Source organism: Breznakibacter xylanolyticus (assembly GCF_003254275.1).
GTDB classification, from domain to species: domain Bacteria; phylum Bacteroidota; class Bacteroidia; order Bacteroidales; family Marinilabiliaceae; genus Breznakibacter; species Breznakibacter xylanolyticus.
Genome location: NZ_QKZK01000001.1, coordinates 132,297 through 153,015, shown reverse-complemented (window position 1 = coordinate 153,015; position 20,719 = coordinate 132,297). Strand labels below are relative to the sequence as shown.

Sequence of the window (20,719 nt, the reverse complement as noted above, 5' to 3'; positions counted from 1 at the left end):
CCAAAAAAAAGAGGCTGAACCCAATCAACCTCTTTTCCTTATTTTATTAGTCTTTATCTAAATCACTTAGCTTCACCCTGAACAGGCTTACCAACGCGAATCATCGCACAACGGAAACCTAAGTCATCGCGACTCTCACGCTCATCAAGATATCGTCGCGTACCGGGAGACAACCAATAAGCACGATCTCTCCAAGATCCCCCCTTATATACTCGGGTACGGTCAGTTATCATGCTGTTCATATTTGAGTTGGAAGAACCACCATACATGTTTGTCGTATTCGCTTCATTATCCAACCAGGCATCGCCCAAAACAATATTTGAAGAGCGGTCACCATCCAAAATATTGATGTTATCAGCAGTACGATAGTTTTTACGATTCAAAATATCCTTTTCAGCCTCGGTACGATAACGTACTTTTCCCAACTCATCTTTCTCAACAGGAATGCCTTCTTCGTCAAGTACTTTTGTTTGGAATACATTACCACGATAAGGATTAAATTCTTCAACATCATCAAAAGACAATGGACGATAAACATCGGCAACCCATTCGTTCACGTTTCCGGCCATGCAATACAGACCATAATCGTTAGGGTAGTACGACTTCACAGGAACAGTAATATCACCTTGGTCATTCAACTTACCGGCAGTACCCATCATGTCACCATTTCCACGAACAAAGTTGGCCATCATTTTTCCTTGTTCCTTCTTATCTGAATTTCGAACGATGTGACCATTCCAAGGGAAAATCCGGCGATCACTCATGCGTTCGTCCATCGTATTCCCAATCAAAGCAGTGGCAGCATACTCCCATTCAGCTTCAGTTGGGAGACGATACTTAGGCAACATGATTCCATCTTCCCAAGTAACTCGACGAGGGGTTTTACTATCATCCAGTTTTGTCAAAGGACGTTTACCGTCTGCAACGGGATATTGTCCATACAAATAAGCTTCGGTATTAAAGTTGTTTTCGCCCAATTGAGACTTCAACGATTCACCATCAATGATACCCATATCAATCAAAATCATTTCATTGACACGATCGGTACGCCAGGCAGCATAATCATTGGCTTGCAACCAACTAACGCCTACCACGGGATATTCACTGTAAGCCGGGTGACGAAGGTAATTCTCAACATAAGGATCATTGTAAGCCAAAGGACGACGCCACACCAAGGTGTCGGGCAATGCCTTTTTGTAAACTTCACGAGACTCGATAAATACACGATTAATCCAGAATAGATATTCTAAATAATCGACGTTACGAACCTCAGATTCATCCATGTAGAATGAAGGAACTGTTATGCGACGGGGCTTATTATCCCAGTCAAACATTACATCCTGCTCCACACGTCCCATGATGAACGTACCACCTTCGATAAACACCAAACCGGGACCGGTCTGTTGCTCATAGCCGTAGTTATACTCAAACCCACCATTTGCCGGGTCATTGTAGTTCCATCCGGTTGTCGATGAAACAGTTTTACCTCCTTTTGAACAGGAGGTCATTAATCCGATTGCCATCAGTGCAATGAAAATACTGGGAACAAACTTCATAGCTTTATCTTCTGTATTTACTTTTCGATTAATTAAGGCAGGTTTTTCTCAACCCAAATCTTGCTTTTATACTACAAAAATAAGAAAAGGTTATAGTTTTCCTTTCGATGAGGATTCTTTTCTGAAAAAAATCATTCAAAAAAACCATCTTTAAAAAGCGAAACTATCCAATTCATCATTCGCAATTATGAACGCTTAAAGATAATAAATTCTTGTGCGAATGTTCATCTTTTTTTCTCCACAAACATAATCAAAAAATACGGTTGACAAAACGACCGTTTGTTTTTGTAACTCTTTATGAAGTGATGGCGTTCAATCTGCAAAGACTTCAAAAGAGAAAAGTTTTCTGACAAGTTAAAATTTATCAATCGTATCAGCGTTAATGGTGTGATATCTTCATCGTCAATTGGCTTACCTTTGTGAAAACAGGAAACAGCCTTTTGTAATTACACACACAGAGAAGATGATGGCTTTTATTCATGAATATCAATGCATTAAAATCACAAATAAACACGCTAAAGAACGAAATAAATCAACGACACCCCACTCGTTCAAATACATTAAATTGACACCTGAGCAATATGCGACATATAGTCTTCATTATCATCATTGGCACAATATTGCAGGCGCAGGCAATGAAAAGCCAAAACCACTATTCTGCCAACATCCAGTGGTTACCCACCCAAGAGATGCGCGAAGGGAATCAAATCATTAAAACCCTTGCATTTAAAGAGCAAACCGGGCACATCAACCTTCTGCCGGTCATTCACTATGAAATTGATGCCATTGGAAAACTTTTACCCTCCGACAGCATCGACATAAGCATGACTGACACGACATGGATTTATGCCACACCTGAGGAAAACGCCATATTAAGACAACGGCTTGACAAAGAAAGCCCGATCGTTAGCTACACCATCAATACAGAACGAAAAAATTCGTTTGTTTTAGTAACCATCCTTCCTTACAGAGAGGTGAAAGAAGGCGTGTTTCAAAAAATGGTGCAATTTAAAACCACAACTCACGTCAGACACGGTGAACAGGCAGCCCTTAAAGCAGCAATAAACACGTATACATCTAATTCTGTTTTGGCATCCGGGAGATGGATTAAAATAGCTGTCACAGAAACCGGAATCCATAAAATCAGTTATGCACAGCTCAGCAACTGGGGCTTTACCAATCCGTCACAAGTAAAAGTTTTTGGCAACGGAGGAACGATGCTTCCCCGCCAAAATAACACCGTACGCGCTGATGATCTTACCGAAAATGCAATTTGGCACAACGGCGATGCAATTTACTTTTTTGCTCAAGGTCCGGCAACATGGAATTATCAGGGCAGCATGGCAATGTACATGCACCAACTGCACGATTACACCCGGGAGGCCTATTATTTCCTTTCGGAAACAGGGTTAGGGAAAAGCATATCGACAAGCAATCATACCAATCTAACGCCAACACGAGAATCCACCTCGTTCGATGAACGGGTGTATCATGAAAATGATCTGGAAAATATCATCTCATCAGGCATCAAATGGTTTGGTGAAAAGATGGAATACGCATCAAAAACGTCCTACACCATTCCATTCAACATTCCCGACCTGCAAACCGACCAACCACTGAAAATTTTCACAACGGCTGCCGGACGTTCTGCCTCGACCTCATCGCTCACTTTGTCGGTAAATGATCAGGTCATTAGCAACCTCAACTTCAACGCTGTCAAACTGGGCGACTCGGAAGGATATTATGCAAGAGAAGCATCCGGATTTGCACAGTTCTACGTTCCAACAACCTCTTTTAATATCACGGCAAACTACAACGCCCCGTCCACCGGATCGATTTGCTGGCTGGATGCCATTATCATTCAAGGTCGCAGGAAATTAAAATTCGATGCATCACAGCTATTGTTCCGCGATCGGGAATCCATTGATGAAGACGCAGTGACCAAATTCATCATTGAGAATGCTCCATCAAACCTGCAGGTGTGGGATGTAACCAACGTGACCGAACCGATGAACATGACCGTTCAATCATCGGGCAACAATGCCGCGTTCATTGCGCCAACCACGAGCATCAGCGAATTCGTCGCCTTCAACCCGGCATCCGACTTATTAACGCCAACATACAAAGGCGAAGTCAACAACCAAAACATACATGGCGAAGCAGCCGTTGATTACCTCATTGTCACCCATCCCGATTTTTTGGAACAAGCCAATCGGTTAGCGAATCTTCATCAGATTCACAACGAGCTGTCAACCCTGGTGGTGACCACCGACATGGTTTACAACGAGTTTTCATCGGGACAACCCGACATCACGGCCATTCGCTCACTGGCAAAAATGTTTTACGACAGAGCCGACAACGATGCATCTAAGATGCCAAAATACTTATTGTTATTTGGCGACGGTAGCTTCGACAACCGCACCACAAGCCCTTATAACCGAATCCTCACCTTTCAATCGGACAACTCCATCCACAAATCAGAGTCCTACGTTTCAGATGACTATTTTGGGCACCTCGACGACAACGAAGGCAGCAACCCACAGTACAACTCATTAGACATTGGCATTGGGCGGTTGCCGGTCAGCACCATTGCACAAGCGGTGAATGCCGTCAACAAAATTGAAAACTACCTGACCGGACAATCTAACACAGAGTGGCGAACCCGAATCACCTTTGTAGGCGATGACGGAGACTCGAACACCCACATGCAACAGGCCGACCAACTGGCAACAAAGGTCAACAACACCCATCAGGGATTTGACATCAAGAAAATATACTACGATGCTTACACTAAAGAAAAACTGGCCTCGGGCGACAAATATCCGCAAGTCACCAAAGCCATCAACCAGATGCTCGATAACGGGACACTCATTTTCAACTACACCGGGCATGGTGGCCCCAAAGGCTTGTCACACGAATATGTGGTGACCTCGGCCGGCATTCAGGCATGGCGTAACAATAGCCGATTACCATTGTTCGTGACAGCCACATGCGAATTCAGCCGCTACGATATGAAAGACGAAACATCGGCCGGCGAGTGGGTATTCCTCAACCCCTCGGGCGGTGGCATTGCCTTGCTGACCACCACACGAATTGTTTACAGTAACCTGAACTACGAAATCAACAACAACTTTTACGATTTTGTATTTGAGAAAGATGACAACGGAAATCGGTTGGCCTTAGGTGACATCATGATGAAAACCAAGCGAAAAACCAGCTCCACGGTCAACCGACTCAACTTTACACTCCTGGGCGATCCGGCGTTAAAACTCATCTATCCGGAGGAATCCGTTGAAATGACTGCCATCAACAACATTTCCGTGAATGAAACAACGCCATCCCTGGGCGCACAGTCAACGGCAAAAATTGATGCACAAGTCAACCACCAGCAAACCATCGACTCCCAATTTCAGGGCGAAGCCACAGTGACCGTTTACGACAAACCCATCACCATCACCACGCGCGGGAATGTCGACAACAAAACATTCACCTATACCAACCACGAAAACCTGATTTTTAAAGGGAAAGTCTCGGTCGCCGACGGACTGCTATCCTCGACATTTGTGGTTCCCCAAGACATCCAATACAAAACAGGGAACGGTAAAATTCTGTTTTATGCTGCAGACAATGCCCTCACAGCCTTTGGAGGGTCAACTGACATCTCAATTGGAGGTTTTGGCGACAACATCGGCGACGAACAAGGGCCCGACATTCAATTATGGCTCAACGACACCCACTTTGTCAGTGGGAATAAAGTGGGCAAGACCCCAATTTTGCTGGCCTCACTCTTTGATGAAAACGGCATCAACACCACCGGAAGCGGCATAGGGCATGACCTGGTGGCCACCCTCACCGGTCCAACCAATGAACGCTACATCCTAAACAGCCACTACAGCACGCAACTGGACAGCTACAAAGCAGGAAACATACAATACACCCTGCCAACACTCACAACGGGACAATACACCCTCACCCTCAAGGCATGGGATACGGGCAACAATTCATCTGAAGCCACCATCGCTTTTGAAGTAAGCGAAACACAGCCATTCGACATTCGGGCGGTCAACCTCTACCCCAACCCGCTGCACTCGGGCACACCCATGTCAATGAACATCGAACACAACTTGGGCAATGAATACATTCAAACCACCGTTCGCATCTACAACCTGAGCGGTCAATTAATGGGCAGCTATTCGAGCTTGGTGGCATCGAGTTTGGGAACCACAGCCCCGGTAACTTACACACCACAAAACGGCAACGGCGAAGCATTACCGGCAGGGCTTTACATCCTATATCTGGATTTGGTCTCCGACAGCGGGAAAAAAACATCAACCGGACAAAAAATTATGATTCGGTGATAATATTTTACCATTTTTGCGTTCAACTATATCAGACAAAAACCAAGAAATACAAAAACCATGATAAGCACCACTCTAAAAAAATTAACCCTCGCGACCGCATTGGCCGCATTTAGCCTTCCAGCCATGTCACAAGTAGACCAAAACGAACTGGCCGGACAAATGAACGTGATCAGCACAGCAGTGCCTTTTTTGACCATCTCGCCCGACAGTCGCGCCGGAGGGATGGGTGATGTGGGCGTTGCCACTTCGCCCGACTATGCTTCGCAAGCCTGGAACCCGGCCAAATATGCCTTCCTGGATGACAACATAGGCGTTTCGGTATCGTACACCCCCTGGCTGCGAAAACTGGTGGACGACATCAACCTTTACTACGTATCAGGTTTTTACCGCATCGACAAGATGCAATCGGTAGCCGCATCTCTTCGTTATTTTTCGGTAGGAAGCATCACCTACAAGCAAAGTGCTTCAGATACCGGTTACGAGATTAAGCCCAACGAATTTGCCATTGATGCATCATACACCCGACTGCTTTCCGATAAATTTTCGGGAGCAGTGGCCTTCCGTTATATCCGCTCAGACCTTAGCGGAGGGATGGTTGAAAGCATGGAAGCAGGCAACTCGTTTGCTGCCGATGTGGCTTTCTTTTATAAAACACCCATCGGAGGGAAAAAAAGCGGGCAAACCCTCTCAGCCGGTTTGAACATCTCGAACATCGGGGCTAAGATCTCATACGATGGCGGTACCAACAAAGAATTCATCCCCACCAACATGAAACTGGGAGCCGCTTACAGTTATGAACTGGACAGCTACAACGCCGTCACATTTGCCGTTGATTTCAACAAACTATTGGTACCCACCCCCAGTCTGAATGTGAATGGACAACAATCGTATGCCGAAGAGAACAAAGATGTGTCGGTGATTTCGGCCATGTTTTCATCATTTGGCGACGCCCCCGGCGGAATGGAAGAGGAGATGAACGAAGTGAACGTATCGCTGGGTGCCGAATACTTGTACAACAAGCAATTTGCCATTCGCGCCGGTTATTTTCACGAACACGAAAACAAGGGAAACCGCAAATTCATGACCATCGGAACCGGGTTGAAGTTCAATATTTTCAACATTGATGCTTCATACATCATCCCCGTGAACCAAAACAACCCGCTGGCCAACACCATCCGCTTCAGTCTGGCCTTCGACATTTAAAAAAACATACAAAAACAGCAACACAACAGAACCGATTCCTACAATCGGCTGTTGTGTTTTTTTATGCCAATATCTATTGGAGGAAAATACAGGGTGCAACATCAACGATGTTTTGAAGCAACGCAACGGAGCAGGATTGTTGAAAAAGTGCAAAAGTACAAGAGTGCATCAGTACCATCATTTCGTTTTACAACAGCAAAATAAATACGAAACATACCAAAGTCCCCTTCGGGGGATTAGGGGGCTAAAATTATCAACACATGAAAATCAGAACCGGATTCGGCTACGACGTACACCGCTTGGGCGAAGGATACAAACTATGGCTCGGGGGCATTGAAGTGCCACACATCAAAGGAAGCATTGGGCATTCGGACGGAGATACCCTCATTCATGCCATTTGCGATGCCCTGCTGGGGGCAGCCAACCTGCGCGACATTGGTTTCCATTTTCCCGACAACGACCCAAGCCTCAAAGGCATCGACAGCAAGATTCTGCTTAAAAAGACCGTCGACATCATTGCGCAAAAAGGTTACACCATTGGCAACATCGACAGCACCATCTGCCTGCAACGCCCAAAAATCAAAGATCTGATTCCACAGATGCAGCAGGTGTTGGCCAGCGTAATGGGCATTGACATTGACGACATTGCCATTAAAGCCACCACCACCGAAAAACTGGGGTTTGTGGGAACCGAAGACGGCGTGGCTGCCTACGCAAGCGTATTGATTGTAAAAAACATCGGATGACAGAATTAGAAACCCTCATCAGCCAAACCACTTTACTGGTGGCTTATTTCTCACACAACGACTGCTCGGTGTGCCGGGTGATGAAACCAAAAGTGGAAGAATTGTTGAAAACACATTACCCAAACGCGATTTTTTGTTACGTCAATACCCATGAACATCCGGCATGGGCGGCGCAACAATCGGTATTTACGGTGCCCACGGTCATTGGCTATGTGTTGGGCAAAGAAACTTTCAGATTATCGCGCAACTTTGCCATTGCAGAACTGGGGGAACGAATCGACCGCATCTACCCGCTGCTGTTCGAACAATAAAAAAACCCGGAACGACACGCGTCCGGGCTATTAAAAGCATCATCAACACCGTTCAGAACCGGAAGAAAAGCCCCATACCGCCATCGAGATTGATCAACCAATCGGAACTGGTGTGATAATAATACCCCAATCCAAATCGAACATTAAACCCCAACCGGTCGGCAAAGAAGTATTCAAAGCCGGGACCAATACCGGTAATCCATCGGGTTTCTTTCTCATAATAGACATCCTCTTCCTGACCAAAAGGATTGTAATTGTAGCTCTCAAACTTATTCATCAAAAGATGATTCCCGTAATAGAGATAGAACCGAATGTCATTCGATTCAAAAATGGTATTGAGCACAGTCACGCCAAGGCTCACATGATAAGTCTTGGGTGAAACATATGGCAATGCGTTGAACTGAACGCCCCATTTACCCGGCCAGTAACGATACGAAATACCCCAACCGTTTGAAGCGCCACCATCAAAACCAATGGCTTTTGAAAACTCAGGCAACGACGCAGTTTCTGTTTGCCCAAAGAGGTTGCAAACCCCAAAACTCAGCAAAATTCCGATTAAAAACTTCCGCATATCATTTGAATTAAGACAGACTAAATGTACGTCATCACACTTCCGAAGGCAAATCAAAATCCCGCACGGCACCGTTAAATTTGATGGCTCCGCGATTCTCTTCATCGGGGGCATAACCGTATATGTCGCGCAACACGGGGGCATATTTTTTATAAAGCACACGCCGTTTCAACTTCAAGGTGGGCGACAACTCACCCGTAGCGGCCGACCACGACTCGGCCACCAGCCTGAAACGATTGATCTCCTCGTGCTTGCCGGTGATGCGATTCACGCGTGCCACCTCCTTTTGATACTGCTTCACCACCGATGGATGAGCAATGAGCTCCCCGTTGTCGCGATAATGAATTTTGTGCTCACTCGCCCACACATGCAGATGGTCAAAATTTGGGCAGATGAGCGCACTGGCAAACTTCTCGTTATCGCCCACCACCATGGCCTGTTCAATGAAAATAGATTCCTTCATGAGGTTCTCAATCACCTGTGGTGCCACATATTTACCACTCGAGAGCTTAAAAATCTCTTTCTTACGATCGGTAATTTTCAGAAAACGATCGCCCACCAGCTGCCCCATGTCGCCGGTGTGAAACCACCCGTCGGGGTCGATGGCAGCCTTGGTGTGATCGATGTCCTTGTAATACCCCTTCATCACGCAAGGCCCTTTGGTGAGAATCTCCCCATCTTCGTCGATGCGAACCTCTACGTTATTGAGACAAGGACCTACGGTGCCAATCATCACCGACCTGCTTTTAACCAATGAATTGACGGCAATCACCGGCGAGGTCTCCGTTAACCCATACCCTTCCATCAGGGGAATGCCGGCTGCGAAAAACAAACGGCTCAATCGGGGTTGCAAGGCGGCACCACCGGAGATGATGAACTTCATGCTCCCGCCAAAGCTCCGTTGCCATTGAGAAAACACCAGCCGACGTGCCAACTTTAACTTCAGGGCATACCACAATCCATTTTTTTGCTCGGGATGATAAGCCTCTCCCAAACGCAAAGCCCAAAAAAACATCAGCTTTTTGACGCCCGACAAATCGTCCCCCTTCGCCACTATGCGATCGTAGATGCGCTCAATGACCCGGGGCACGGTAGTAAACACCGTGGCACGCGTGGCCGACAAATCCTGCACGATGGTTCCCATATTCTCGGCATAATAGATGCTGCATCCGTGCGACTGAAACAGATAGTTGGCCAACCGCTCGAACACATGACACAGAGGTAAAAAACTCAAAATGCGGTCATCGGGACCAAGATCGAACAAATGATACGTCCCGGCCACATTGCTCATAAAATTGCGATGCGTCAGCATCACCCCCTTAGGAAATCCGGTAGTTCCGGAGGTATAAATAATGGAAGCCACGTCGTCGGGCAAGATCTGTTGACGACACTGTTCGAGCACCGGCCGTAAGGCCACCTTGCGCGATTCGCCCAAAGCCACAATGTCGAGCCAATGCGGCACACGATCGTTCACATGAAACGCGTAAACCCACTCGATGGCCGGCAATTGCGCCACAATGGGCTGTAACTTGGCCAGCAACAGGTTGTCGGAGACAATTAACATACGGGCATCGCTGTGCTCGAGAATAAAACGCGACTCTTCAGCGCCAATCGACGGATAAACGGGCACATGCACCACGCCAATCATGGCCATGCCCATGTCCACAAAATTCCATTCGGGACGGTTGTTGCTCACAGTGGCAATCTTGTCGCCCTTTTGAAATCCCATGGCCAGCAAGCCCTTTGCGAAATTACGGGCATGATACACATATTCATCCACGCTAAAACCCAACCACTTCCCATCCCTCTTGGCAAACAATACATCAGCCTTATCGTACTGCTGCTTGAGGTGATCCAACAAATCAAACGTGCGTAATAATTCCATGACCTTATTCTTTTCGATTGGCAAATTAATACGATTTTTTACATTATTTCATCCCTCCATCATTTAATCCCTCATTCCCCCAAGAGGGATTATGGCTGAATGGCAGATTTTCAACCGTCGCCCCGGGGCGAAATTGAGACCGAAGCATCGTTCAGACTTTCGCCCCGGGGCGAAAGTCTCCCCAACACGTGGCGCAAGGTTTCGCCCTGGGGCGAAAGTCCCCCCAATGCGTAGGACAAGGTTTCGCCCCGGGGCGAAAGGCTGCCGGATGCCTGGCGCAAGGTTTCGCCCCGGGGCGACGCTTTTTTGAGTCCCATCAGCTCATGTTCCAACACAAAATGATGTCAAGCCTCTTTGCTACGCAAATAAATGCATTAAATTCACAAATGATAAATAATGATTGAAACGACACAATGGTACTCATCCACTCATCCACTCATCCACTTTCTAAACTTCTGCCAACCAATTGTCGTACACACCAGAACTTCATGACAAGAGCCCGTGCATACGAAAATGCAAGCGCACTTTTACATAAACAATGCATGACATAACATCCTGAAGTCCCCCGTGGGAGGATGAAAGGACTTAAAACAAAACCATGAAAACCAAAACCCTACTCAGCATCCTCGTGCTGTTCGCAGCAATAAATAGCTTTGCGCAGGTGGCCACCCCTCAAAAAATCACCCTGTTGTTTGCCGGCGATGTGATGATGCACGACTCACAACTGGCCGCCGCCAAACAACCAAATGCCGATGCGTACAACTTCGAACCCGCATTTGCACTCATCAAGCCACTCATCGAAAAATACGACCTGGCATTTGCCAACCTCGAAACCACTTTGGGCATCAAGCCTTACAAGGGCTACCCCAACTTTTCGTCGCCCCCCCAACTGGCTGTTGAGCTGCAACGCACCGGGTTTGATGTGCTGGTTACGGCCAACAACCACTCGGTAGACAAACTGGGCAAAGGCATCGACAAAACCATTGAGGTGCTCGACAGCCTGGGCATACCTCACACCGGGACATTTATCAACCCGGCGGTGCGCGACACCACCTACCCGCTCCTGATTGAACACAACGGCTTCCGGCTTGCCCTGCTCAACTACACCTACGGCACCAACGGCATCGCCATTCCGGCGCCTCGTGTGGTCAACCTCATCGACACCCTGCAAATACAAGCCGACATCGACAAAGCCATCAAACTGGCACCCGACATGGTGATTGCCATGATGCACTGGGGCGACGAATACAAAGAATCGCCCAACACCGTACAACAAAAATTGGCCACCATGATGACCCAACGCGGGGTGAACCTGGTCATTGGGTCGCACCCCCACGTGCTGCAACCCATGACCTGGACGCGCGACTCCATACAAAATCATCTGGTGGTGTATTCATTGGGCAACTTCATTTCTGGGCAGCGCACCATCCCCCGCGATGGCGCCGCAGTGGTGGGCGTGGAACTCACCAAAACACTCAACAACTGCGAAATCAGCGATGTGCATTACCACCTCACCTATGTGCACTACCCGGTCATCGGGGGCATTCGTCATTTTATGGTGGTACCGGTTTCGCTGGTCGAAACCACACCCGAAATGCCGGCACCGGGCGGCGCCGGGTGGGGACGACTGTGGAACTATGCCGTGGGTGCCAGGGCGGTGATGAAGAAAAATATCAACGTACCCGAAAAAATCAACGATTAGCGCTTTTGGGGATGCCCCACCGACAATAACCACAAAAGCAGATACACCAACAACCCATTGAGCATCAACTTTTCGTATCCCAGCTTCACGCCCCACCAAGCCTGAGAGTTCCAGTCGATGATGGCCACCAACACAGGCGGCACAATGGCCGCCAACGGCACCAAATAATCACGGGGCTTCACCCGACAGGTCAACCCAAAGGCAAACAACCCCAGCAAAGGGCCGTAAGTATATCCGGCAATGGTATAAATGGTGTTGATGATGGTATCGAGATGCAACACGCGCAAGGCCACAATCAACAGCCCCATGAGCACGGCAATGCCCACATGCACCCATCGACGGATGCGAACCGCATCCCGCTCATCCCTTTTCTCGATCCCCAAAATATCGATGGAAAAAGAGGTGGTGAGCGCCGCCATGGCCGAGTCGGCACTCGAATAAGCCGCAGCCACCAACCCCAGCATAAACAAAATGCCCACACTGGCCGGCAAAAAACCTCCCGTGGCCAGCTTGGGGAAAATTTCATCGGCACGCTCCGGGAGGGCAATGCCATGGTGTGAGGCATATATCAGCAACAACGACCCAAGACCCAGAAATATCAAATTCACCGGCACAAAGGCGAAGCTGTACCAATACATGTTTTTTTTCGACTCACTCAGCGAACGACAAGTGAGGTTTTTTTGCATCATGTCCTGATCGAGACCCGTCATTACAATGGTGATAAAAGCGCCTGAGAAAAACTGTTTCCAAAAGTTTTGGGTCGACGACCAGTCATCAAACACAAAAACCTTCGAAAACGAACTCTCCGATATGGTGCCAATGGCATCGGCCATCGACCAGCCCATGTCATTCATCATCAAAACAAAGGTGAGCACCACAGCCGCAATCATCAGGATGGCCTGCAACATATCGGTCCAAATGATGGTTTTCATCCCCCCGCGAAACGTGTAGGCCCATATCAGAGCGATGGTCACCGTCACCGTCACGCCAAAGGGCACATGCAAGGCATCGAACAAAGTCAGTTGCAACACCGAGGCCATCAGGTATAAACGCGCTGCGGCACCAATCAGCTTGGACACAAAAAAGAGCAACGCGCCGGTTTTATAACTCACCACCCCAAAACGATGCTCCAAATACCCGTAAATGGAAGTGAGGTTCATGCGATAAAAGAGGGGCAACAGCACATTGGCGATAACCACATATCCCAACAAAAAGCCCAGCACCATTTGCATGTAGGTAAACGACGACGCACCCACCATGCCCGGCACCGACACAAACGTCACCCCCGAGAGGGATGCCCCAATCATGCCAATGGCCACCACATACCAGGGCGACTTGCGATTACCCAAAAAAAAGGTGGCGTTATCGCTCTTACGCCCGGTGAGGTACGACACCCCGATGAGCATCAAAAAATATGCAGTGATGATACTGCCAATCAAAACCGGATTCATCTTTTATAATGGTATTAAGACACAAGTATCAAGTATCAAGATTAATGTCGTTAAGTTAAGCCCTGAAAGGGCCATAAGCAGTAGCGTAGGGCACCGCCCTACAATGAATGCAACCTCATTCTTCAAGCCCTGAAAGGGCGCCAGCTGACGCCTTTTCAGGGCTTGAGCGCATTTATTCACATTTTGCCCTACTAATGCTAGCTCCCATTGGAGCCTACCAAAACGACAAGGATTTAAGATTCAATGTCGATAAGAGGAGAAGACGTGAGACGATGAGGAAAGATGATGAGATGGAATCTCATCGTCTCCTGAGTCTCATCTGTCTGTCTGATGTCTGTCAATCTTCTTATCTATGATTCATCTGAATCAACAGGAAACGCCTGTTCAATTCGCCGAATCTCCAAAAGTAATCATTGACACGACGCATCAGGAACCTTAAAACAAAAAAGCTTCTCAACCGACACCTATCGATTAAGAAGCTTCCTGAGTACCCGGAGCGGGAATTGAACCCGCACGGCCGCAATGGCCACAGGATTTTAAGTCCTGCGTGTCTACCAATTCCACCATCCGGGCAGACCATTTTGTTCGTGAGCGAAAAACGGGACTCGAACCCGCGACCCCGACCTTGGCAAGGTCGTGCTCTACCAACTGAGCTACTTTCGCATTTGCACCGTTTTTCAAATGCGATGCAAAGATATTCTTATTTTTATTTTCTGCAAACTGCACCGTTAATTTTTCCTGAAAAACGGCCATCCCATACAGCCATCACTTCAACCCGATGAGGCGCTTGATGTCGTTGAGCTTATTGAGCGCTTCGATGGGTGTGAGCTGATTGATGTCGAGCGACGATATTTCGTCGCGTATCTGCTTCAAAACCGGGTCATCCAACTGAAAGAAACTCAACTGCATGCCCTCGCGATGCTGGGCAATATCGGCCGTGGGCTTGGAAAGCTGCCCCTTGCGGTGCGTGTTCTCCAGCTCCTTCAGGATGGCATCGGCACGCTTGACCACACTCTTGGGCATCCCGGCCATGCGGGCCACATGAATCCCAAAACTGTGGTTACTGCCACCTTTCACCAGCTTGCGCAGAAAAATAACATGATTGTCAACCTCCTTCACCGACACGTTGTAATTTTTGATGCGGGGGAAAGATTTCTCCATCTCGTTGAGCTCGTGATAATGGGTGGCAAACAGCGTTTTAGCCTTGCCTTTGACACTCTCGTGAATGTATTCCACGATGCTCCAGGCAATGGAAATGCCATCGTAAGTGCTGGTGCCGCGCCCCAACTCGTCGAACAACACCAGACTGCGGCTCGAAAGGTTGTTGAGGATGCTCGAGGCCTCATTCATCTCGACCATAAAGGTCGATTCACCTTGCGAGATGTTATCCGATGCCCCCACGCGGGTAAATATTTTATCGACCAACCCAATGTGGGCACTCTCGGCCGGCACGTAACAACCCGCCTGCGCCAGCAACACAATCAGCGCCGTTTGACGCAACAGCGCCGACTTACCGGCCATGTTGGGCCCGGTGATGATGATGACCTGCTGGTCGGAGGTGTTCAGATGCACATCGTTGGGCACATAAGCCTCACCGGGAGGCAGTTGTTTTTCGATAACGGGGTGACGTCCCGCCTTGATGGTCAGCTCCTCATCGTCGCTCACCACTGGACGCACATATTTGTTCTCGATGGCCAGGCGGTTGAATCCCACCAAACAATCCAGACGCGCCAACAAAGCCGCATCGACCTGAATCACCGAGATGTAATCGGTCAGTGAAGCCAGCAGGTCGTTGAACAAACGGGTTTCGAGGGCAAGAATTTTCTCCTCGGCACCCAATATCTTCTCCTCATACACCTTGAGCTCCTGCGTGATGTAACGCTCGGCATTCACCAGCGTTTGCTTGCGAATCCAGGTGTCGGGCACTTTATCTTTGTGCGTGTTGCGGACTTCGATGTAATAACCGAACACGTTGTTGAAATTGATTTTTAGGCTGGGAATGCCGGACTCTTCACTCAACCGATCCTGCAACGATGCCAAATAATCCTTGCCCGAGAAAGCCAAACCGCGCAACTCGTCGAGCTCGGGCGAAACACCCTGGCGAATCACACCACCCTTGACGATGGCCGCCGGCGGATCGTTGTCCAACTCACGCTCGATGCGGTCGCGAATGGTCGCGCAAAAATTGAGCTGTTCCCCAATGTTCATCAAACTCTCGTTGCCCGAGGCCATGCAGGCCTGCTTGATGGGCTCGATACAAAACAGGGCTTTTTTCACCTGCACCATCTCGCGGGGCGTGAGACGTCCGGCAGCCACCTTCGACACCAATCGCTCCAAATCGCCTATCACACGCAGCTCCTCTTCTACCAGTTCACGCACATCGGGCTGCCGGAAAAAATACTCCACCGTATCCAGACGGTCGTTGATTTGTTTCACATCCTTGAGCGGCAAGGCGATCCAACGCTTGAGCAAACGGCTTCCCATGGGGCTCACCGTTTTATCAATCACGTCGATGAGCGAACGGGCACCTTCGTTGGACGAACCAAACAACTCGAGGTTGCGAATGGTGAATTTATCGAGCCATACATATTTATCTTCTTCGATGCGCGAAAGTGTGGTGATGTGCCCCAATTGATGATGCTGGGTCAGATCGAGGTAGTGCATGGCCGCACCGGCCGCCACCACTGCAGCGGTGAACGAATGGATGCCGAAGCCCTTGAGCGACTTGGTCTCAAAATGCTTGAGAAGACGGTCGCGTGCCGAATCGGGTGCAAAAGCCCAATCGTCCATACCATAGGTATAGAGTTTTGAACCAAAGTGTTCCTCGAATTGTGCCCGCTTGGTTTTTTCGAACAACACCTCTTTGGGTTTAAATCCCGACAGAAGTTTTTCGACATACTCAAAACTCCCTTCAGCCACCAGAAACTCGCCCGTCGAGTAATCCACAAAGGCCACACCGGCCATGTTTTTCTCCAGATGAACGCTGGCCAGGAAGTTGTTTTCGCGATGCTCCAGAATATTATCATTGATGGCCACACCGGGCGTCACCAGCTCAGTAACCCCACGCTTCACAATGGTCTTGGTCATCTTGGGGTCTTCCAGCTGATCGCACACCGCTACCCGCTGACCGGCACGCACCAGCTTGGGTAAATAGGTATCGAGGGCATGATGGGGAAAACCGGCCAGCTCGACAAACGAGGCCGATCCATTGGCGCGCCGCGTAAGGGTGATACCCAATATCTCGGATGCCTTGATGGCGTCGTCAGAAAATGTCTCGTAGAAGTCGCCCACCCGAAACAGCAAAATGGCATCGGGGTATTTTTCTTTAATTTGATAATATTGCTTCATCAAGGGAGTTTCAACCACTCCCGGCTTGGCTTGTGACAATGTATAAATGCTTTAATGGTTGACTGGTGCAAAGATAGAAAATTGCCCCAAAGGGGTTTGACATCAGTCCGAAAAGATAAACCCGCAAACCACGAGAAACGATTAAAACACCCCACCACACAAATCACTCATCTTAGAAAATTTAATCACCCTTCATTTCCTTCGTGGCGCATCAGCCTCAATCATTGATGAATATTTTTTACAAAAAAACACACCTGATCACTTAATGTAAATTGATATTTCATAGATTTATTTAATTTTACGAAACCTATCTAACAGACAAAAAACAATTTTTATGGAGATCCTCAGTTCATTCGACCCAATGCTTCGTACCCTTTGGTACATCGCCATTTCCTCATCGGCCATTTTCATCATTCAAACCATCGTCACCTTCATTGGCATGGATGCTTCCGATGGCATATCGGCCGACTTCGACGGCAGCCTCGATGATGGCGATGCACCTTTTCAACTCTTCTCGTTCCGAAACCTCATTAATTTCTTTTTGGGATTTAGCTGGAGCGGCATCGCCTTTTATCAAACCGTCGAAAACAAGGCTTTGTTGATTACAATCGCAGTCCTCACCGGACTGGCATTTGTGGCTCTGTTCTTTGTCATCATCTCTCAAATACAGCGATTTGCCGAAGACAACAGCTTCAAAATTGAAGACACACTCAACAAAACCGCATCGGTTTACATCCCCATCCCGGCCAACAAAAATGGTCATGGCAAAGTGCAGGTGAGTGTGCGCGGTGCCTTCCACGAAATTGATGCCATCACCAACGACCCTCTGCGCATCGAAACCGGCATGATGGTGCGCATCAGCCACATCGAATCGGACAACCTGGTGATGGTGCAAAGGATATAACCCCCACTCATCGTCCATACGACAACACAAATTGTAGTTTATTGTCATATTATTTATCAACCTATTTAATCATTATTATGGATTTAGTTGCTTCACCTATTTTCTTGATTATTGCAGCCGTGGTGATGGTGTTCATCACCATCTCGGCACTTGTATCGCGCTACAAGCGATGCCCGTCTGACAAAATCCTGGTCGTTTACGGGAAAACCGGAGGCTCATCAGCCAAATGTATTCATGGCGGGGGTGCCTTCATCTGGCCGGTGATTCAGGACTTCGCTTACCTGGATTTGAAACCGATTTCAATCGAAGCCAACCTCACCAACGCCCTCAGCCGTCAGAACATCCGCGTGGACGTACCTTGCCGGTTCACCATCGCCATCAGCACCGAACACGACAGCATGAACAACGCTGCCGAACGTCTGCTGGGACTGTCGCCCGAACAAATACAAGAACTCTCAAAGGACATCCTCTTCGGTCAGCTGCGTTTGGTGATTGCCACCATGACCATTGAAGAAATTAACTCGGATCGCGACAAATTCCTGGACAACATCTCGAAAAACGTTGACACCGAACTCAAAAAAATTGGTCTCAAGCTCATCAACGTGAACGTCACCGACATCAAAGACGAGTCGGGCTACATCGAAGCATTGGGTAAAGAAGCCGCCGCCAAGGCCATCAACGAGGCCAAAATCAGCGTGGCCGAACAAGAGAAAATCGGGGAAACAGGAAAAGCTCTCGCCGATCGTGAAAAAGATGTTCAAATTGCCGAAACGCAAAAAGACCGCGACGTTAAGATTGCCATCACCCAGAAAAACCGGGAAGTGAGCATTGCTGAAGCCGCCAAAGATGAAGCCATCGGGAAAGCCGAAGCCAGCAAAGACACCCGTATCAAAACATCCGAAGCCAACGCACAAGCGGTAACCGGCGAAAACATCGCGAAAATTGACATTGCCAACTCAGAGGCTGCCCGACGCGAAAAAGAAGCCGAAGCCCTGCGTATCGCCATCACGGCCGAAAAGGTACAACAAGCCAAAGCCTTGGAAGAATCGTACGTGGCCGAACAAAAGGCCGAATTGGCCCGCTCTGAACGTGAGCGCTCTACACAAATCGCCAACGTGGTGATTCCCGCAGAAATCGATAAGCAACGCGCCATCATCGAAGCACAAGCTGAGGCCGAACGCATCCGCGAAAACGCCAAAGGGGAAGCCGATGCCATCTTTGCCAAAATGGAAGCTGAAGCCAAGGGTCTTTACGAAATCCTTACCAAACAGGCCGAAGGTTACAAACAAGTGGTACAGGCAGCCGGTGGCGATCCTACCAAAGCCTTCCAATTGTTGCTCATCGAAAAACTGCCGGAACTGGTTCGTACGCAGGTGGAGGCCGTTAAAAACATCAAAATTGATAAAATTACCGTTTGGGATTCGGGCAATGGCACCCATGAAAACGGTCAATCATCAACAGCCAACTTTGTGTCGGGCATGATGAAAACGGTTCCCCCGCTCAACGACCTGTTCAACATGGCCGGGCTCAACCTGCCCACTTACCTGAAAGGCGCTCCCGAAAACAAAGGAGATAAGCAAATCACCCCTCCTGACAAGGACGATAAATAATAAATAAAACACTCATTAACTGCCTTTTATCAGCAATACAGCAATTTAATATTGACACGGGCACCGGGTTATAGTAAATTTAGGTCAAACTAAAACCTTTAGCCATGAGAACATTTATCATGAATTTAGGTATTTTAATCATCCTGGTTGGCGTTTTGGCGCTGGGTATGTATGATTATAAGGATACGATTAGTAACTTCCTGCTGGTATTGGCCTTTCTGTTGATGATTTCTGGCTTAGTGTCGTTGATTTATACCAACAAGCACTACAACAACGGTTAATGTAATGGTTTTAAAAAATGAAAAAAGCCGGGCAAACGCCCGGCTTTTTCTCTATAACATTACGTCATCAACACACGATCACCCCATCTTGCATCCGGGGCACCACCTGAAACAGATCGGGTGTGAAACAATAATTAAGATCGCGCGGAAAACCTTTCTTCAACAACAACTGATAATGATTTCCTTGTGAGGCCACAGCACTGAGGTGATGCATCGACAATTCGTAAAGCACCTTCATCGAGAGGGCAAAATCGGTCATTTGCAGTTCAACACCCAACTGTTCAAGACGATGAGCCAAAAAACCGGCACATAAAGCGTCCTCGAGGGTAAACGCGTTTTGCGAACCACTGCAAACCAACACCACCCGGGCATCGTCACTGATGGCTTTGCATACAGCATCGCCATTAAGAAACGCACCAATGAGCAGGCGACTGGCAGGTAAAGCCCCGTGAATGGCTCGGGTGCCATTGGAGGTACTCATCACCAGCGTTCGTCCCTGTATCCGTTCACGAGTGTAATTAAAGGGCGAATTATCCAAATCGAAACCCGGTACGCAAATGGCATCCTTCTCCCCACCCAACAAGACTTCGGGACGTTGCTCTCGCATTGCAAAAGCTTGTTCGGGCGAGGTCACGGTGATGAGTTCGCCCAAGCCATTGGCAAAGGCTGTCACCATCACACTCGTGGCTCGCAACACGTCGATGACGACGGCCGTGGCACCATCTAATTTATTGGCTTCAATATGATTGGCTGATGGAAAAATATCGAGATGCATAAGTTTTTTGTATTA

15 protein-coding genes and 2 tRNA genes are annotated in these 20,719 nt (G+C 48.2%); 8 read left to right on the top strand and 9 right to left on the bottom strand.

The features are described 5' to 3' along the window. Positions 1-62 precede the first annotated feature (62 nt). Positions 63-1,556, bottom strand: a complete 1,494-nt coding sequence (gldJ, locus tag LX69_RS00515; RefSeq protein WP_111443848.1) for a gliding motility lipoprotein GldJ — start codon at positions 1,554-1,556, stop codon at positions 63-65. Positions 1,557-2,137: 581 nt separating this feature from the next. On the opposite strand from gldJ, the gene porU reads away from it, so the two are divergent. From porU to LX69_RS00495, 4 genes are all read left to right on the top strand, one after another. Continuing rightward, complete coding sequence (porU, locus tag LX69_RS00510; protein ID WP_111443847.1) at positions 2,138-5,914, top strand: type IX secretion system sortase PorU; 3,777 nt, start codon at positions 2,138-2,140, stop codon at positions 5,912-5,914. Between the two features lie 60 nt (positions 5,915-5,974). Then, positions 5,975-7,120 (top strand): type IX secretion system outer membrane channel protein PorV, encoded by a 1,146-nt coding sequence (gene porV, locus LX69_RS00505; RefSeq protein WP_111443846.1) that lies wholly within the window; start codon positions 5,975-5,977, stop codon positions 7,118-7,120. A gap of 260 nt (positions 7,121-7,380) precedes the next feature. Further along, positions 7,381-7,866 (top strand): 2-C-methyl-D-erythritol 2,4-cyclodiphosphate synthase, encoded by a 486-nt coding sequence (ispF, locus tag LX69_RS00500; protein WP_111443845.1) that lies wholly within the window; start codon positions 7,381-7,383, stop codon positions 7,864-7,866. Continuing rightward, positions 7,863-8,177, top strand: a complete 315-nt coding sequence (locus tag LX69_RS00495) for a thioredoxin family protein (RefSeq protein ID WP_111443844.1) — start codon at positions 7,863-7,865, stop codon at positions 8,175-8,177. Before ispF ends, LX69_RS00495 begins: the two co-directional genes overlap by 4 nt. A gap of 52 nt (positions 8,178-8,229) precedes the next feature. Here LX69_RS00495 and LX69_RS00490 read toward each other — a convergent pair whose 3' ends face one another. From LX69_RS00490 to LX69_RS00480, 3 genes are all read right to left on the bottom strand, one after another. Beyond that, the gene (locus LX69_RS00490; protein WP_111443843.1) at positions 8,230-8,748 is read right to left on the bottom strand and encodes a hypothetical protein; all 519 of its coding nucleotides are present in this window, start codon (positions 8,746-8,748) and stop codon (positions 8,230-8,232) included. A 34-nt stretch (positions 8,749-8,782) separates the two neighbouring features. Further along, positions 8,783-10,633 carry an AMP-dependent synthetase/ligase gene (locus tag LX69_RS00485; RefSeq protein WP_111443975.1) on the bottom strand — a complete coding sequence of 617 codons (1,851 nt, stop codon included), beginning with the start codon at positions 10,631-10,633 and terminating at the stop codon, positions 8,783-8,785. A 110-nt stretch (positions 10,634-10,743) separates the two neighbouring features. After that, on the bottom strand, positions 10,744-10,950 hold the full coding sequence (locus LX69_RS00480) for a hypothetical protein (RefSeq protein ID WP_111443842.1): 207 nt from the start codon (positions 10,948-10,950) through the stop codon (positions 10,744-10,746). Between the two features lie 281 nt (positions 10,951-11,231). Here LX69_RS00480 and LX69_RS00475 point away from each other — a divergent pair, with 281 nt between their 5' ends. Next, positions 11,232-12,335, top strand: a complete 1,104-nt coding sequence (locus tag LX69_RS00475; RefSeq protein ID WP_111443841.1) for a CapA family protein — start codon at positions 11,232-11,234, stop codon at positions 12,333-12,335. Here LX69_RS00475 and LX69_RS00470 read toward each other — a convergent pair. From LX69_RS00470 to mutS, 4 genes are all read right to left on the bottom strand, one after another. Beyond that, the gene (locus LX69_RS00470; RefSeq protein ID WP_111443840.1) at positions 12,332-13,786 is read right to left on the bottom strand and encodes a sodium:solute symporter; all 1,455 of its coding nucleotides are present in this window, start codon (positions 13,784-13,786) and stop codon (positions 12,332-12,334) included. The two genes, LX69_RS00475 and LX69_RS00470, sit on opposite strands and share 4 nt — an antisense overlap. A 488-nt stretch (positions 13,787-14,274) precedes the next feature. Next, a tRNA-Leu gene (locus tag LX69_RS00465) sits at positions 14,275-14,359 on the bottom strand. 17 nt (positions 14,360-14,376) lie between these two features. After that, a tRNA-Gly gene (locus LX69_RS00460) sits at positions 14,377-14,449 on the bottom strand. Between the two features lie 102 nt (positions 14,450-14,551). Further along, positions 14,552-17,134, bottom strand: a complete 2,583-nt coding sequence (gene mutS, locus LX69_RS00455; RefSeq protein ID WP_111443974.1) for a DNA mismatch repair protein MutS — start codon at positions 17,132-17,134, stop codon at positions 14,552-14,554. Positions 17,135-17,468: 334 nt separating this feature from the next. Between mutS and LX69_RS00450 the strand changes: the two genes are divergently transcribed. The 3 genes from LX69_RS00450 (at position 17,469) to LX69_RS17665 (ending at position 19,929) form a co-directional block, all read left to right on the top strand. Next, positions 17,469-18,038 (top strand): serine protease, encoded by a 570-nt coding sequence (locus tag LX69_RS00450; RefSeq protein ID WP_111443839.1) that lies wholly within the window; start codon positions 17,469-17,471, stop codon positions 18,036-18,038. 77 nt (positions 18,039-18,115) lie between these two features. Further along, positions 18,116-19,648 (top strand): flotillin family protein, encoded by a 1,533-nt coding sequence (locus tag LX69_RS00445; RefSeq protein WP_111443838.1) that lies wholly within the window; start codon positions 18,116-18,118, stop codon positions 19,646-19,648. A gap of 104 nt (positions 19,649-19,752) precedes the next feature. Beyond that, the gene (locus LX69_RS17665; RefSeq protein WP_170124173.1) at positions 19,753-19,929 is read left to right on the top strand and encodes a hypothetical protein; all 177 of its coding nucleotides are present in this window, start codon (positions 19,753-19,755) and stop codon (positions 19,927-19,929) included. Between the two features lie 67 nt (positions 19,930-19,996). Here LX69_RS17665 and LX69_RS00440 read toward each other — a convergent pair whose 3' ends face one another. Continuing rightward, a complete protein-coding gene (locus LX69_RS00440) occupies positions 19,997-20,704 on the bottom strand; it encodes a 2-phosphosulfolactate phosphatase (protein WP_111443837.1) in 708 nt (235 codons plus the stop codon). Positions 20,705-20,719: the final 15 nt, after the last annotated feature.